The sequence below is a fragment of the Pseudomonas sp. DSP3-2-3 genome (genome assembly GCF_049898225.1).
Classification (GTDB): Bacteria; Pseudomonadota; Gammaproteobacteria; order Pseudomonadales; family Pseudomonadaceae; genus Aquipseudomonas.
The window spans coordinates 83,414-97,808 of the sequence record NZ_JAFCXH010000004.1 but is presented as its reverse complement, the minus strand read 5'-3'; the positions used below and the strand labels follow the sequence as shown (position 1 = coordinate 97,808).

The window sequence follows — 14,395 nt, the reverse complement described above, 5'->3', positions numbered from 1 at the left end:
CCGATGTTCAGGGGATGAGCACGTGCTGAACAACCCCTTTACAGGTGGCCACGGGCTATCATGTCAAGCGAAAGATACGAAACTTTACTGAATGCGTATCAATCTACTAAGCTGACGACGATCGCTTGGGCTGTCTCGGAATGGCAGCGGGCGGCGCAATTTCAGTGCCAGACAACATCCGGTTAGTGAGACGGTGTGTGCTTTCGGTTTAAGTCAGCCCGAACATCATCTGATCGCTATCTCAGCGTCAGGGTTGCACGGGCGGACATGCTCACTCCACCGCCGCGAGTACGCACCCGATGCAATATCAAAAGTTCTCTGAAACGCAGATCGAGACGCTGGTCGACGCGATCAACACCGATGGCTACGCCGTTCTACGTGGTTGGGCGAGCGACGTTGAACTGGCTGAGTTACAAGCGATGGTCAGCCAGGCTGTCACTGCCGCTGGAAATCAATACATTGCTTTAACTGGCAGCCAGGCCGTAGCCGGTTCGCTTTTACATGAGTGGGGCAGCTCCCCCGACTTCCTCGATTTATGCCAGCGTGTCGTGACAAAAGGGACAGGGCAGCAACCCCGTGAGCCAGATCTGCATCAGGTATTGCGTTGCCTGATTGGCGAGCGCGGCCAGCGTGAGTCGTTGATCTTCCACTACGATTCGTTCGTGCTGACGGCGATCATGCCTGTTTGTATGCCAGACCAGAGCGACCCGGGTGATTTGATCATGCTCCCCAATCACCGGCCCATTCGGCAAAATTATGCCCTGAACCTGTTGGACAAGCTGCTGATCGACAATCGGTGGTCGCAACGACGCCTGGCCCGGCGTCACGCCAAAGACGCCAAGGCGTTCGTGCGGATACGGATGCGACCGGGCGATATGTATCTGTTCTGGGGCTACCGCTCGCTGCACACCAATCTACCTGCCGATCCCACTGTCATTCGATCAACTGCCGTTTTCCACTACCAGAATGTGCATGGCCGTAGCTCGCTGGCGAGCCGAATCCGGCGGTCACTGGCAGAGTTCAGGCCTAAGCAGACAGGTCAGATCGAAGAGCCACAAACACAACGGGAGTCTCTTGTTGAAAGACCTTGATGTCAGGCGCAGCCGCCCACCCTCGGAAACCTGATATCAGGACACCGAGGATCTGGGTGTGGTGATGATCGGTTTACGTGAGTCCAAGTAGCCTTTCCATGATGATTGTGCGCTCGGCTCCATGAAACTCGTCTCGGATTTTGTTGAAGCCTAGCGACGAATAAAATCCTTCTGCGGTGATGGAAGAGGGGACTCGCAATCGTTCGATCCGCCCATTGACCGCCACTTCCAGCAGCATCGTCATCAGTTGTCGCCCTATGCCTGTCCCCTGATGGGGTGGGTCGACGAACACACTGCGAACCACGTCCCGATCCAGGCTGGCTGTTGCCACCACCTGACCACGGATCGTCGCCACATAGACCTGCCGCTGGATCAGCAAATCGATAATCGCCTTCGGTGAAAAGCCTTCTTCAACCTGGAGGATGATTTCTGGTGAGTAGTCGAGGGCGTTGGACTCTCGCAAGGCGTTGATAATGACCTTGCTTATGGCCGTGGAGTCCTCGGCAGTTGCGATTCGAATCAGGCAATCCATCTGGGCACTCCTTGCGTGTGGTCGTTCGATCCTAAAGAACTGTGGGTGAACTGGCCATGGGCAGATCTTTGATCCGATGGTCAAAGCGCATCTCAAAGATCTGGCGTTCACGGGGCGGCACTGGCTGTTTCGACGAATGATTCATCTTTCATCCAGTTAATACCACCCCTAAGCGCTTGTTCGATCAGTTAGACATACCTTCACTATCGATAGCGAATAGAGCAGGGGGGCTTGAAATAGCATGCAGATCTCGCATTTAGTTTCTATTAATTATGCGCTTGATGAATCGCAAACTCGATTATATGATGCAAATCATCTTACGGTCGGGTGGTTTGTGCTAGCCCTCGTCCCGTGAAATCAGGCGGGACAACTGATCGTTCGGCAACGGCGAATGCGGTATGCCCTGCAAAAGTGACTTGTCACTTCCCCCATTTCGCTCAAGCAAGGACATGGCAATGCTGGCATCGCTACTCGCGGGTTCACTGACGCGGCGCAGGATTCATTACAGTTGGGTCGTCGCATCCGTGACCTTTTTGACGATGCTGGTAATGGCCGGAGCGGTAGGCGCGCCGGGTGTGTTTATCGTCCCATTGCAGAACGAGTTTGGCTGGCAGACGGCCGATATTTCTTCAGCCCTGGCGATTCGTTTTGCATTGTTCGGGTTGATGGGGCCGTTCGCCGGTGCTTTCATGAACCACTTCGGCATGCGCAAAGTCATGGTGACGGCCATTGTCGTGGTGATGATCGGATTTGGTGCCTCGTTGCTGTTCATGACCGAGTTCTGGCAGTTGGTCTTGTGCTGGGGCATTCTGGTCGGCGCTGGTACCGGGCTGACCGCGATGGTGCTGGGCGCGACAGTCGCCACCCGCTGGTTCTCGTCTCGACGCGGTTTGATCATCGGCTTGTTGGCAGCGAGTTCAGCCACCGGCCAGCTGGTGTTCCTGCCGCTGCTGGCGCGTCTCACCGAAAACTTCGGTTGGCGCACAGCACTCACTTTTATCTGCGTGATGCTGGCCGTGGCCGTTGTCGCGGTACTTGCGCTGATGCGTGATCACCCCGCAGATCTTGGTCTGCCGCTTTACGGCGAAACCGAACCGCAAGCCGTCAGCGCTAAAACCGGCACGCTGCGCCAGATGTTGCTGATGCCGCTGACCGTTCTGCGCGATGTTTCCGGGTCGATGACCTTCTGGATTCTCTTCGCGACATTTTTCATCTGCGGCGCAACCACGTCGGGTTTGATCCAGACGCACTTCGTCACGATGTGTGGCGACTTCGGTCTGGTCGCCACCAGCGCTGCCGGGCTGCTGGCATTGATGGGGATTTTTGACTTCATCGGCACGGTGGGTTCGGGATGGCTGTCTGATCGCTACGACAATCGCTGGTTGCTATTCATGTACTACGGCTTGCGCGGCGTCGCACTGATCATCTTGCCGTTCACCGATTTTGCCGTCTTCGGGCTGTCGATCTTCGCCATCCTGTATGGGCTGGACTGGATTGCCACGGTGCCGCCAACGATCAAGCTGACCGCTGCCACTTTTGGCGTACAACGCGCCAATATCGTGTTTGGCTGGATCTTCGCCGCCCATCAACTGGGTGCTGCGTTCGCGGCCTACGGGGCGGGGATGATCCGCACCGTGCTGGCAACCTATACGCCGTCGTTTTTCATCGCCGGCATGCTGTGTTTCATTGCGGCGCTGGTAGCACTGGCGATAGCGCGGCCTGCGTCGATTACCGGCAGTGCCCGCTGACTGCGCCGACGCCGGTCATTCACGAACGCTGGATGGGGTTGTAGACTGGCCGCCTGCAAGATTCCCGCTAGCCCCCAAGCAAGAGATCCCCATGGCAAACCACGACCTCACTTTTGTTGCTGACCCCGATCCCGAATCCATTTCCTCCGACGTGGCCGGTATCGGCGGTCTGCTGGTCTCCACCCAGATCCCCACCCGCGCCGACGGCAGCCTGGAGCTGGGCGGCATCGTCGAGCAGAGCGAATGCACACTGCAAGCGCTGAAGGTTGCACTGGAAGGCGCCGGCAGTTCCCTGGACCGGGTTCTGCATTTGACTATCTACCTCACCGACATGGCCGACCGCCCGGCTTTCAATGAGGTTTATCAGCGCTTCTTCAGCAAGCCCTGGCCGGTTCGCGCGGCTGTTGGCGTTGCCGCGCTGGCGGTTGAAGGCATGCGTGTGGAAGTGACAGCGATGGCCGCCAAAGCCTGAGTCGTCAGCCTGATAGCTGCGACCCGGACGCAAGACCCGGACGCGAAGGGTTGCAGCTTAGCCGATCAGTACAAAGCGGCTATCAAAGGCAATATTGCGGACTTCGATGAGTGCCTGATATTCCGGGCTGTGGTACCAGGTCAGAGCCGCCTCGCGATCGTCAAACTCAATGACCAGGCCGCGTTCAAAATTCCCCGCGCCGTGCAGGACGGTCACCGGGCTGCGGGCGACAAATTTGCCGCCGAAGCTTTCTACGACCGGTCCTGCAGCTTGTGCGTATCTGGTTTTTGCAGCGTCATCTTTATCGGTGATTTCGACGATTACATAGGCACTCATAGCGACTCCGATGTTATTGATGGGACTGCGCCGATTCTACTCATCTCTTTCCAGCAGCGCCCAGCTTCAGCCAGTCAAAGCCCGTCAAATCCGGGCCAGCGCCTGAGCCAGGTCGGCGCGCAGGTCTTCGATATCTTCAACGCCCACTGACAACCGCACCAGCCCATCGCCGATGCCGAGCTGTGCGCGGGTTTCTGCCGGAATGCTCGCGTGGGTCATGATCGCCGGGTGTTCGATCAGGCTTTCCACGCCACCTAGACTTTCGGCCAGGGCGAAGATCCGAACATTTTCGAGAAAGCGCGTCGCGCCGGCCAGATCGGTGTTCAGGTCAACGGAGATCATGCCGCCGAATCCGCGCATCTGTTGTCGCGCCAGTTCGTGCTGAGGGTGCGAAGCGAGGCCCGGATAATAGACATGTGCCACCTGCGGCTGTTGCTCCAACCATTGCGCCAGCGTCAGCGCGTTGCTGCAATGGCGCTCCATGCGCAGGGCCAGGGTCTTCACACCGCGCAGGGTCAGAAAGGCGTCGAACGGCCCGGCGATGGCGCCCACCGAGTTCTGCAGGAAACCCAGGCGCTCGGCCAGTTCCGGGTTCTGGCCCACCACCGCGATGCCGCCGATCACGTCGGAATGGCCGTTGAGGTATTTGGTGGTCGAATGCACCACGATATCGAAACCCAGCTCCAGCGGGCGCTGGATCCACGGGCTGGCAAAGGTGTTGTCGGCGACGCAGATAATTCCGCGTCCACGACAGATGCGCGCCACGGCGGCGAGGTCGGTAAGACTCAGCAGCGGGTTGCTCGGCGTCTCGACCCAGACCATTCGCGTGTCGTCCTGCAAGGCGGCTTCGAATGCCGCCAGATCAGTCAGATCGACGTAGCTGAAGCGATGCCCGGCGCTGCGTTGGCGCACTTTGTCGAACAGACGGAAAGTCCCGCCGTACAGGTCATTGCCTGAGACGATATGTGCCCCGGCGTCGAGCAATTCGAGCACGGTGGAAATCGCCGCCAGTCCGGAGGCGAAGGCGTAGGCCTGGGCTCCGCTTTCCAGATCCGCCACGCAGCGCTCCAATGCCCAGCGCGTCGGGTTGTGTGAGCGGCCGTAATCAAGGCCTTTATGCACGCCGGGACTTTGTTGCAGATAAGTGGAATTGGCATAAATCGGCGGCATCAATGCCCCGGTGGAAGGATCCGGCGCCTGACCTGCATGGATCACCCTTGTGGCGAAGGCCTGTGGCGGGGTGGTTTCATCGTGTTGGCTCATAGTGATCTCCGTAAATGATTGAGCAGGTCGACACGGGTAATCAGGCCGTGAAAGCCTGCGCTGTCAGCAATGATTGCAACCAGTCCGCGGTCGAGTTTGCCTTGCAGCTCAACCAGGCTGGCGCCGGGAGGCAACACTTCCAGCGTGACGGTCATGGCGCTGGCCACGGTCAGGCGCAGATGCGAAGGGTCTTCATGGACGCCCAGCAAAATGTCGGACTCGTCGATGACGCCCACCAGACGCTGGCCATCCACCAACACCGGAAGCTGCGACACATCCGCCAGACGCATGCGCTGGAAAGCGGTCAGCAGGGTGTCGTCCGGGCCCACGCTGATCACCCGTCCATCCTCGAAACGCCGAGCGATCAGGTCGCGCAGATCGCCGTAACGCGTGCGTTGCAGCAAGCCCTGATCGGTCATCCATTGATCGTTGTACACCTTCGACAAGTAACGGGTGCCCGTGTCGCAGACGAAGCTAACCACGCGTTTGGGTTCGGTTTGCTCGCGACAGTAGCGTAGCGCCGCCGCCAGCAAAGTGCCGGTGGAAGAGCCACCGAGAATGCCTTCGGCGCGCAACAGTTGCCGGGCGTGATCGAAGCTTTCCTCATCGCTGATTGAATAGGCCTGGCGCACGCTGGAAAGGTCGGCAATTGAAGGGATGAAGTCTTCGCCAATGCCTTCCACGGCCCAGGAACCCGGGGTGGGCAGCGGCAGGCCACGGCTGTAGTCGGCCATGACCGAACCAACCGGATCGGCCAGCACCATGGCAAGGTCAGGCTGCACACGGCGGAAGAAACGGGTCAGCCCGGTCAGCGTTCCTGCCGAGCCGACGCCGACGACGATGGCATCCAGATCATGCTCGGTCTGCGCCCAGATCTCCGGCGCGGTGCTGCACTCATGAGCCAGCGGGTTGGCCGGATTGTTGAATTGATCGGCGAAGAACGCATCGGGAATCTCCTGCGCCAGCCGCGCGGCGACGTCCTGATAATATTCGGCATGGCCCTTGCCGACATCGGAGCGGGTGATATGCACCTCGGCGCCCATCGCCTTGAGGTGCAGGACTTTCTCGGTGGACATTTTGTCCGGGACCACCAGCACCACGCGGTAGCCTTTGGCGCGACCGACCAGGGCAAGTCCCAGGCCGGTGTTGCCAGCCGTCGCTTCGACAATGGTGCCGCCGGGTCGCAGGCGGCCATCGCGTTCGGCGGCATCGATCATCGCCAGGCCGATGCGATCCTTGATCGAACCGCCGGGATTCTGCGATTCAAGTTTGAGGAACAGCGTACACAGGCCGGTATCGAAATGGGTAACGCGCACCAGTGGGGTATTGCCGATCAATCCGAGCACGGCAGGGCGGGAGTCATTAGGCATGTCGTCATCTCGCTGCGGGAATCTGCATTGAGATCAGGGTAGCTTGCCGTCCTTACACCTGCCGTCCAAATCGCCTGTCAGGTCATGCAGCAGCGGTTTCCGGCAATTTGGCGATGACTTTGATTTCAAACTGGAAGCCATACAGCCAGGTCACACCAACGCCGGTCAGCGTCGGGTGCGGCGCGTGGCCCCAGAACTCCGGAATCACCTTCCAGATGGTTTCAAACTTCGACTCTGGATCGACAATGAACACGGTCACGTCGATGACATCGTCAAAGGTGCAACCGGCAGCGCCGAGAATGGCATTGAGATTGTTGAACGCAAGTCGCACCTGGCTTTCCAGATCAGCTTCGGGCGAGCCGTCCTCGTTACTGCCGACTTGTCCCGAGACGAACAAAAAGCCATTGGACTTGATTGCCGGCGAATAACGATTGCGCTCATAAAGCGCCTGGCGGCCGGGTGGAAAAACCACATCACGGGTTGTCATAGCTAGCTCCTTCATAGGGTTAAAGAACGAGTCAAAGCCGACCCGCTAAGTGATGAAAGGACTTTAGGGGCTTGTTCCCGCCTGATAAACAGGCAACTCTAGCCAGCACTGTTTGTAAAATCCAAACAATCGAGGCAGCAATGAAGGCAGCCATCCAGCACGCAGAGGATAAAAATGGACCGCTTCGATGCGATGCAGGCCTTCGTCCGAGTGGTGGAGGCGGGCAGCTTCACCAAAGCAGCTGAAACGCTGCACATGAGCAAGACCAGCGTGACGCAACTGGTCCAGCAGTTGGAGGCGAGGCTGCGTGTCAAACTGCTCAATCGCACGACGCGCAAAGTCAACGTGACGGCTGACGGCGCGGTCTTTTACGAACGCGCTGTCAGACTATTGGCTGACCTGGACGACGCCGAAACCAGCCTGTCCGGCGCCTCGGCCTTACCGCGAGGCAGGTTGCGCGTCGACGTGCCCAGCCCGCTGGCGAGCATGATTCTGGTACCGGCGTTGCCAGCCTTTCATGCGCGCTATCCGGATATCCAGATCGACATGGGCGTGAGCGACCGGATCGTTGATATGGTCGGCGAGAATGTTGACTGCGTGGTGCGTGGCGGCGAGTTGACCGACCAGTCTTTGATGGCTCGTCGGGTCGGCAATCTCCAGCTGGGTGTCTATGCGGCACCCAGTTATCTGGCGCGTGTCGGTACGCCTGTGCATCCTCGCGAGCTGGAAGATTCGCAGCATCGTATCGTCGGTTTTCTGTGGGCACGCACCGGCAAGGCGCTGCCCTATGCCATGCGCTTGAACGATGAAAACGTGCATGTCCAGGGTCGCTACGTTCTGGCCGTCGACGATGGCAATGCCTATCTCGCCGCAGGCCTGGCCGGCCTCGGGGTGCTTTGGTTGCCTGACTACATGGCCCAGGCCAGCGTCGCGCGGGGCGATTTGGTGCCGCTGTTTGCAGACTGGCGGCTGGACTCGATGCCGATGTACGTGGCATTTCCGCCGAACCGGCATATCAGCGTGAAACTGCGCGTGTTCATCGATTGGGTGGTCGAGTTGATGGAACAACATGCACCTGTCAGTGCGCCAGCCTCGCGATAAGCGCCTTGCGCCTACGCAATCAATTATTCAGCGAACCAACAACAGGTGACGTTGCTCAGGCAATGCCGTTAGAAACTGCGGGTCAGGCCGAATGATTGAGTGATAAAGTCGGGTCGTTCAAGCTCAACAAGGTTAGGCGCCGAACACCGCCATCCACAGGGACGTCCATGAGTCACGTTGACACCCAAACTCTTCACGCCGAAAACGAACGGTTAAAAGCCGATCTGTCCGGCGCGCGACGACAATACCGACAGCTGCTGGATTCGATCGAAACCGGCTTTTGCATCATCGAAATGAAATTTGATGCCGATGGGCGTCCGTGCGATTACCGATTCATCGAGACCAATCGCGTTTTCGAGCAGCATACCGGCCTGGCCGATGCCAAAGGCAGATGGATTCGGGACATGGTGCCCGATCAAGACCAACACTGGTACGACGTCTACGGAAAAGTGGCTGACACCGGTGAGCCTATACGCTTCGAACACTATGGAGAGGCACTGCGTCGATGGTTTGAGGTTCATGCCACGGCCATCAGCACCGAACAAAAGCTCGTTGCAGTGTTGTTCACGGATATCACCGCGCGTCGCAATGCGGAGTTGGCGCTGCGCCAGAGTGAAGAGTACTGGCGCGGTATTTTTGAACGGCTCGACGACGGCTTCATTCTCGGTGAGCTGATTCGCGGGGCAGATGGCACGGTCAGCGACTGGCGATACCTGGACGTTAATCCAGCCTGGGCCGAGCTGGTCGGCGTGACCAACGCAGAAGTGAAGGGCCGAACAGTCCGCGAGTTGTTTCCAGACATCGAAAATTTCTGGATCGACGAGGTGGCAGAGGCGGTCGATCAGCATAAAACCGCAGCCTTCAATCATCAGGTTGCGGGCATAAGTCGCTGGTTTGAAGGTCGAGTTCACCCGCTGGAGGGTGACAGATTCACGATCATTTTCCAGGAAGTGACCGAGGCCCATCGTGCGCTGACCAGGCGCCAGGCACTGCTCGAACTGAGTGACGCGTTACGCGACATGCCAGAACCCGAACACATGGCGTGTAGCGTTGCTGCGACCTTGGGCAGCGTCCTGGAATGCGACGCTGCCTGTTATTTGTCGATGAATCCTGACGGGCAGCTTGTCCTCAGTGGTCGAAGCTGGCCCGAGGCTGCAGAAACCACACTGGACGGACTCTGGAGCGGGAATGACTCGGACTGGTTTTCCAGTCAATTGGCACTGGGCGAGTCACTGTCGATCGCGGATGTCGCGAACGATCCCCGTTCCCGCGAGGCGCAGGGCCTGTTGCGGGCCGGCATAAGGTCGCTGCTCAGCGTGCCATTGGTGGAAAACGGCAAAACCGTGGCCGCTCTGTGTGCTATCCGCAATGAACCGTACGCCTGGACAGCAGGAGAAATGCGCTTTACCGCAGATGCAGCAGGCCGCACGCGCAGTGCCATCGCCCGGCGCAGGGCTGAAAACGATCTGCGGCGGATCAACGCCTCCCTGGAGCAGCTTGTCCAGGACCGAACCCAGGAGTTGATGCGTTCTGAGGAGCAGCTCCGGCAATCCCAGAAAATGGAGGCAGTAGGACAGTTGACCGGCGGCATCGCCCACGATTTCAACAACCTGCTGACCGGGATTTCCGGCAGCCTGGAGATGATGCAGACCCGCATAGGGCAAGGGCGCATCAATGAACTCGAAAAGTATGTGAACTCGGCACACGGATCATCCCAGCGGGCGGCTGCCTTGACCCACCGGCTTCTGGCGTTTTCGCGACGACAGACCCTTGATCCCAAGCCTACTGATATCAACCGTCTGGTCGCCAGCATGCAGGATCTGATCGTCCGCACCGTGGGTCCGGCGGTGGAAACCCGCATGCTGCTCGGCGAGGCATTGTGGACCAGTAACGTTGACGGCAATCAGCTGGAAAATGCCTTGTTGAATCTCTGTATCAATGCCCGTGATGCGATGCCGCAGGCGGCAAGCTGGTGGTCGAAACTGCCAACTGCACCCTGGACATCTGTGCCGCCGAAGCCTTCGATCTCGCGCCAGGAAACTACGTGTCATTAAGCGTTATCGATACAGGCGTTGGCATGAGTCCGGCCGTGGTGGCGAAGGCGTTTGAACCGTTTTTCACCACCAAGCCGCTGGGTATGGGAACCGGCCTGGGCCTGTCGATGATCTACGGCTTTATCCGGCAATCCGGCGGTCAGGCGAAAATCTATTCGGAAGTCGGGAAAGGCTCTGCCGTGCGTCTGTATTTGCCCCAGGAAACGACCCGACACGTCGAGCAGATCCCGTTGCAACCCCTGCAAATGCCCAGGGCGTCAGAGGGGCAAACTGTATTGGTGGTCGATGACGAACCGACAGTGCGTCATTTGGTGGCAGAAATCCTCGAAGAATTGGGCTACACAGCTCTGGAAGCCGCCGATGGCGCGTCGGGGCTACGAATTCTTGAGTCCAGCGCCCGCATTGATCTGCTGGTCACCGACGTTGGTCTGCCTGGCGGCATGAACGGTCGCCAGATGGCGGATTATTCCCGCTCCAGTCGACCGGATCTGAAGGTGTTATTCATCACCGGCTATGCAGAAAACGCCGTCATAGGCAGCGGCAATCTGGACGCCAATATGCATGTCATGACCAAGCCTTTCTCGGTTGAAGGCCTGGCCGTGCGGATCAAGAGCCTGATCGAGAGCTGACGGCGCCTTTGGTTTCGCCCAGAATTCTCGCCGCATCGCGCGCGGGGGGAAGGCCAAATATCCGCGCATAATCACGGCCGAACTGGGTAGCGCTTTCGTAACCGACTTCGAAGGCTGCACTGGTGACGCTTCTGGCGCTGGCGACCATCAGCATCCGGGCCTGGAGCAACCGAACCCGTTTCTGATACTGCAAAGGGCTCAACGTCGTGACTGCCTTGAAGTGCCGGTGAAAGGCCGACACGCTCATTGCCGCACGCTGCGCCAGGGTTTCCACTCGGATCGTTTCGGCAAAATTGCGCCTTATCCATTGAATCGCCAGGCTGACGCGAGCCATGGCCGTGTCGGGCGCAGCAATTTCCCGCAGCATCCAGCCGTGAGGCCCTTGCAGAACCCGGTAGAGAATCTCGCGCTCGTAAACCGGGGCGAGGGCGGCGACGTCCTCGGGCCGGTCCATCAACCGCAGCATGCGCAGCCAGGCGTCCATCAATTCCGGGGTGACGGCCGCAACGGAAAATCCGGCTTCGTTTTCGTACCGGCCAACAGGTTTGGGCAGGTCCGCCAGCAAGGTCGCCAGCACCGTTGGGTCAAGGGTCAGGCTGACCGCCAGGTAAGGTTCGCCGGAAACTGCCGGATGCACCGCGCCCACTGCGGGCAACTCGATGGACATGACGAAATATGTCGCCGGGTCGTAGCGCAGCGTGCGGTCGCCGACCGTCATGGATTTGCTGCCTTGCAGGATCAGGTTGATCATCGGATCGTAGACCGCAGCCAGCATGTGTTCAGGGATCTTGCCTTGAACCATGGCCACGCGGGGGATGCCCGTTTCAGTACGGCGGTTTTCGGCCCTGGAAGCCAGAGCGCGAAGCTCAATGAGTTGATTATTCATAGCCGCCATGCTGACCGCAGAACCACGACCCACGCAAGCGAAAAGCAGAAACAGGCAGGATTCGGGCAGGAACGGCTGCGCTGGCGTTGAAGGTCATCGGTACTGTGGTGACTCATCTCATCGACAGTGGAGCAGCACATGGGCGTTATCGTCATCACCGGCGGCAGCCGTGGCATCGGGGCCAGCACCGCCGAGCTCTGCGCCCGGCGTGGCATGGGCGTCATCCTGACTTACAACAGCAATCCTGAGGCTGCGCAAGCTGTTGTAAGCCGAATTGAGTCGGCAGGCGGCAAGGCCGTTGCGCTCAAGCTCGACGTCGCTGATGTCAGCAGCTTTGAGCGTTTTCACCAGGCCGTGGTGCAGACATTGCAGACAACCTGGGGCGTGGACAGGCTCGATGGCCTGGTCAACAACGCGGGCTACGGCCTGTTCAATCCGCTGCAATCGGTCACCGAGGCGCAGTTCGACGGCCTGTTCAACGTGCATCTCAAAGGCCCGTTTTTCCTGACTCAAACCTTGCTGCCGTTGCTGGGCGAGGGCGCGAGCATCGTTAATCTGACCAGTGCCACGACCCGGGTGGCGACAGCGGGCGTCGCCCCCTACGCAGCTTTCAAAGGCGGGCTGGACGTCCTCACGCGGTACATGGCGAAGGAATTCGGTGAGCGGCACATCCGTGCCAATGCAGTGTCGCCAGGGGCAATCCGCACTGAATTGGGCGGCGGTCTGAATGACGAATTCGAGGCGCTCCTGGCATCACAGACCGCGCTTGGCCGAGTCGGTGAGCCGCAAGATGTGGCGCGGGTTATCGCCATGCTGCTTTCCGAAGAAGGCAGCTGGATCAATGCTCAGACTATCGAAGTCGCGGGCGGCTACATCATCTGAATCGCGAGGCGACGACATGCTGGATCACATCTTTCTTTCTGTAAGTGACATCGAGCGCTCAGTGCGTTTCTACGAAGCGGCGCTCACCCCGCTCGGGATTACTGCTCGACATGATTTCGACGGCAAAGACGGCCCGCCGGGGCACCCCGACCTCAAAGGGTTCGGCGCCAATGGGCGGATGTTCTTCTGGTTGCGCGCGGGCACCGTGGAAGGGCGAGCGGTTCACGTGGGTTTCGTGGCGAGCAGCAAGGCTGAGGTTGATGCGGCCTATGCCGCTGCGATTGGCAATGGCGCGGTAGACAACGGCGCTCCGGGTGCACGTCTGCACTACGATCCGAACTATTACGCGGCAAACGTGCTGGACCCTGACGGTTACAGCCTTGAGTTCGTTTACAAGAATTGGCAGCACGCGCAATGAGCACCTTACTGATCTACGGCGCGACAGGCTATACCGGCCGCATGGCAGCAGAACGGGCGAAAGCGCTGGGTCTGGATTTCGAAATCGGCGGGCGCAATCATCAGCAACTGGCAGCTCTGGCTGAGCAGCTGGACGTTGCGTTTCGGGTATTCGCTGCTGATGCAGAAGCAGACCAATCGCTGTTTGGCATCAATGTCCTGCTGAATTTCGCCGGGCCGTTTGCGCACACGGCAGAGCCGCTGATGCGAGCGTGCGTCAAGGCCGGCGTCGATTATCTGGACATCACGGCCGAGATCAATGTCTATCGGCTGGCGGAGCAATTGAGTGTCGAAGCAGCTGAAGCGGGTGTGATGTTGTTACCCGGTGTTGGTTGGGACGTAGTGCCGACTGACTGTCTGGCGGTGCATGTCGCGCAGCGTGTGCAGGCGCCTCAAGCGCTGAGCATTGCGCTGCAGGTTCCGGGCTCAATGTCGCGAGGTTCGGCAATGAGCGTCGGCGAGATCATCGGGGCAGGCCTGTTGGCACGCGTTGAAGGTCAGCTCGTCGCAACGCCGGCTGCACAGCCGCGCCAGTTCGATTTTGGCGAGGGCCCGGTGCTGTGCTTGCCGCTGTCGTTCGGCGATCTGGTTACCGGCTGGCATTCGACGGGTATTCCCAACATCGCCATGTTCGTGCACATCGCGGGCGATGCGTTTCCTCAAGGGGATCTGTCGTTGCTGCCTGATGGCCCGACCGAGCATGAGCGTGATGCCCATCGGGCCAGAGCGGTGGCAGAGGTCACGGCAGCCGACGGCTCGGTCGCGCGATCAATGATCGAAACCGTCAATGGTTATTCCTATACGCCGCTGGCTGCCGTCGCAGCCGCGCGTCGTGTTCTGGCAGGCGAACGCCGCACTGGCTTCGAAACCCCCGCACGACTGTTCGGCGGCGGATTTGCCGAGACCATTGCGGGGACGACGATCAGCGATTTTTAGCAACGAGGCGGGTCCGCTTCACAGAATATCCCTGTAGATACCGTCTTGATCCTCATCACACACCCCGTAATTGGACCGGCTTTAGCCGGGAGGAAGCCGATACATTCGCAGCAGTTGCGTCGTCAGACATTCCGCCCTCCCGGCTAAAGCCG

13 protein-coding genes and 2 pseudogenes are annotated in these 14,395 nt (G+C 59.2%); 9 read left to right on the top strand and 6 right to left on the bottom strand.

Annotated elements, in window-relative coordinates:
- The first annotated feature begins 299 nt into the window (after window positions 1–299).
- Window positions 300–1,091 carry a hypothetical protein gene (locus ACP7E4_RS06425; RefSeq protein WP_426112899.1) on the top strand — a complete coding sequence of 264 codons (792 nt, stop codon included), beginning with the start codon at window positions 300–302 and terminating at the stop codon, window positions 1,089–1,091.
- A gap of 73 nt (window positions 1,092–1,164) precedes the next feature.
- On the opposite strand, the gene ACP7E4_RS06420 is transcribed toward ACP7E4_RS06425, so the two are convergent.
- Window positions 1,165–1,623, bottom strand: coding sequence for a GNAT family N-acetyltransferase (locus ACP7E4_RS06420; RefSeq protein WP_426112901.1), 459 nt, complete (start codon window positions 1,621–1,623; stop codon window positions 1,165–1,167).
- 455 nt (window positions 1,624–2,078) lie between these two features.
- Between ACP7E4_RS06420 and ACP7E4_RS06415 the strand changes: the two genes are divergently transcribed.
- A complete protein-coding gene (locus ACP7E4_RS06415; RefSeq protein ID WP_426112903.1) occupies window positions 2,079–3,371 on the top strand; it encodes an MFS transporter in 1,293 nt (430 codons plus the stop codon).
- A 91-nt stretch (window positions 3,372–3,462) separates the two neighbouring features.
- Window positions 3,463–3,843, top strand: a complete 381-nt coding sequence (locus ACP7E4_RS06410) for a RidA family protein (RefSeq protein ID WP_426112905.1) — start codon at window positions 3,463–3,465, stop codon at window positions 3,841–3,843.
- Between the two features lie 57 nt (window positions 3,844–3,900).
- On the opposite strand, the gene ACP7E4_RS06405 is transcribed toward ACP7E4_RS06410, so the two are convergent.
- From ACP7E4_RS06405 to ACP7E4_RS06390, 4 genes are all read right to left on the bottom strand, one after another.
- Window positions 3,901–4,179, bottom strand: a complete 279-nt coding sequence (locus tag ACP7E4_RS06405) for a DUF1330 domain-containing protein (RefSeq protein WP_426112907.1) — start codon at window positions 4,177–4,179, stop codon at window positions 3,901–3,903.
- An 84-nt stretch (window positions 4,180–4,263) separates the two neighbouring features.
- Complete coding sequence (locus ACP7E4_RS06400; protein WP_426112909.1) at window positions 4,264–5,442, bottom strand: cystathionine gamma-synthase; 1,179 nt, start codon at window positions 5,440–5,442, stop codon at window positions 4,264–4,266.
- Window positions 5,439–6,812 carry a pyridoxal-phosphate dependent enzyme gene (locus ACP7E4_RS06395; protein ID WP_426112911.1) on the bottom strand — a complete coding sequence of 458 codons (1,374 nt, stop codon included), beginning with the start codon at window positions 6,810–6,812 and terminating at the stop codon, window positions 5,439–5,441. Before ACP7E4_RS06395 ends, ACP7E4_RS06400 begins: the two co-directional genes overlap by 4 nt.
- A gap of 82 nt (window positions 6,813–6,894) precedes the next feature.
- Window positions 6,895–7,299 (bottom strand): RidA family protein, encoded by a 405-nt coding sequence (locus tag ACP7E4_RS06390; protein ID WP_426112913.1) that lies wholly within the window; start codon window positions 7,297–7,299, stop codon window positions 6,895–6,897.
- Between the two features lie 174 nt (window positions 7,300–7,473).
- On the opposite strand from ACP7E4_RS06390, the gene ACP7E4_RS06385 reads away from it, so the two are divergent.
- The 3 genes and pseudogenes from ACP7E4_RS06385 to ACP7E4_RS06375 all read left to right on the top strand — a co-directional run.
- Window positions 7,474–8,400 carry a LysR substrate-binding domain-containing protein gene (locus ACP7E4_RS06385; RefSeq protein WP_426112915.1) on the top strand — a complete coding sequence of 309 codons (927 nt, stop codon included), beginning with the start codon at window positions 7,474–7,476 and terminating at the stop codon, window positions 8,398–8,400.
- Window positions 8,401–8,567: 167 nt separating this feature from the next.
- Window positions 8,568–9,767: pseudogene (locus tag ACP7E4_RS06380) on the top strand (PAS domain S-box protein); the annotation flags it as partial.
- 147 nt (window positions 9,768–9,914) lie between these two features.
- A pseudogene (locus ACP7E4_RS06375) lies at window positions 9,915–11,083 on the top strand (ATP-binding protein); the annotation flags it as partial.
- On the opposite strand, the gene ACP7E4_RS06370 reads toward ACP7E4_RS06375, so the two are convergent.
- Complete coding sequence (locus ACP7E4_RS06370; protein WP_426112917.1) at window positions 11,061–11,969, bottom strand: AraC family transcriptional regulator N-terminal domain-containing protein; 909 nt, start codon at window positions 11,967–11,969, stop codon at window positions 11,061–11,063. The pseudogene ACP7E4_RS06375 and the gene ACP7E4_RS06370 sit on opposite strands and share 23 nt — an antisense overlap.
- Window positions 11,970–12,107: 138 nt before the next feature.
- On the opposite strand from ACP7E4_RS06370, the gene ACP7E4_RS06365 reads away from it, so the two are divergent.
- The 3 genes from ACP7E4_RS06365 to ACP7E4_RS06355 are packed head-to-tail and all read left to right on the top strand — an operon-like array spanning window position 12,108 to window position 14,243.
- Window positions 12,108–12,851, top strand: coding sequence for an SDR family NAD(P)-dependent oxidoreductase (locus ACP7E4_RS06365; protein WP_426112919.1), 744 nt, complete (start codon window positions 12,108–12,110; stop codon window positions 12,849–12,851).
- A 16-nt stretch (window positions 12,852–12,867) separates the two neighbouring features.
- Window positions 12,868–13,269, top strand: a complete 402-nt coding sequence (locus ACP7E4_RS06360; protein WP_426112921.1) for a VOC family protein — start codon at window positions 12,868–12,870, stop codon at window positions 13,267–13,269.
- Window positions 13,266–14,243 carry a saccharopine dehydrogenase family protein gene (locus ACP7E4_RS06355; protein WP_426112923.1) on the top strand — a complete coding sequence of 326 codons (978 nt, stop codon included), beginning with the start codon at window positions 13,266–13,268 and terminating at the stop codon, window positions 14,241–14,243. Before ACP7E4_RS06360 ends, ACP7E4_RS06355 begins: the two co-directional genes overlap by 4 nt.
- The last annotated feature ends 152 nt before the right edge of the window (window positions 14,244–14,395 follow it).

What these genes read in the sequence shown, in the direction of transcription:
- ACP7E4_RS06385 (WP_426112915.1), top strand. Translation starts at nt 7,474, where the DNA reads ATGGACCGCTTCGATGCGATGCAGGCCTTCGTCCGAGTGGTGGAGGCG.
- ACP7E4_RS06370 (WP_426112917.1), bottom strand. Translation starts at nt 11,969, where the DNA reads ATGAATAATCAACTCATTGAGCTTCGCGCTCTGGCTTCCAGGGCCGAA.
- ACP7E4_RS06425 (WP_426112899.1), top strand. Translation starts at nt 300, where the DNA reads ATGCAATATCAAAAGTTCTCTGAAACGCAGATCGAGACGCTGGTCGAC.
- ACP7E4_RS06355 (WP_426112923.1), top strand. Translation starts at nt 13,266, where the DNA reads ATGAGCACCTTACTGATCTACGGCGCGACAGGCTATACCGGCCGCATG.
- ACP7E4_RS06420 (WP_426112901.1), bottom strand. Translation starts at nt 1,623, where the DNA reads ATGGATTGCCTGATTCGAATCGCAACTGCCGAGGACTCCACGGCCATA.
- ACP7E4_RS06395 (WP_426112911.1), bottom strand. Translation starts at nt 6,812, where the DNA reads ATGCCTAATGACTCCCGCCCTGCCGTGCTCGGATTGATCGGCAATACC.
- ACP7E4_RS06415 (WP_426112903.1), top strand. Translation starts at nt 2,079, where the DNA reads ATGCTGGCATCGCTACTCGCGGGTTCACTGACGCGGCGCAGGATTCAT.
- ACP7E4_RS06365 (WP_426112919.1), top strand. Translation starts at nt 12,108, where the DNA reads ATGGGCGTTATCGTCATCACCGGCGGCAGCCGTGGCATCGGGGCCAGC.
- ACP7E4_RS06360 (WP_426112921.1), top strand. Translation starts at nt 12,868, where the DNA reads ATGCTGGATCACATCTTTCTTTCTGTAAGTGACATCGAGCGCTCAGTG.
- ACP7E4_RS06405 (WP_426112907.1), bottom strand. Translation starts at nt 4,179, where the DNA reads ATGAGTGCCTATGTAATCGTCGAAATCACCGATAAAGATGACGCTGCA.
- ACP7E4_RS06390 (WP_426112913.1), bottom strand. Translation starts at nt 7,299, where the DNA reads ATGACAACCCGTGATGTGGTTTTTCCACCCGGCCGCCAGGCGCTTTAT.
- ACP7E4_RS06400 (WP_426112909.1), bottom strand. Translation starts at nt 5,442, where the DNA reads ATGAGCCAACACGATGAAACCACCCCGCCACAGGCCTTCGCCACAAGG.
- ACP7E4_RS06410 (WP_426112905.1), top strand. Translation starts at nt 3,463, where the DNA reads ATGGCAAACCACGACCTCACTTTTGTTGCTGACCCCGATCCCGAATCC.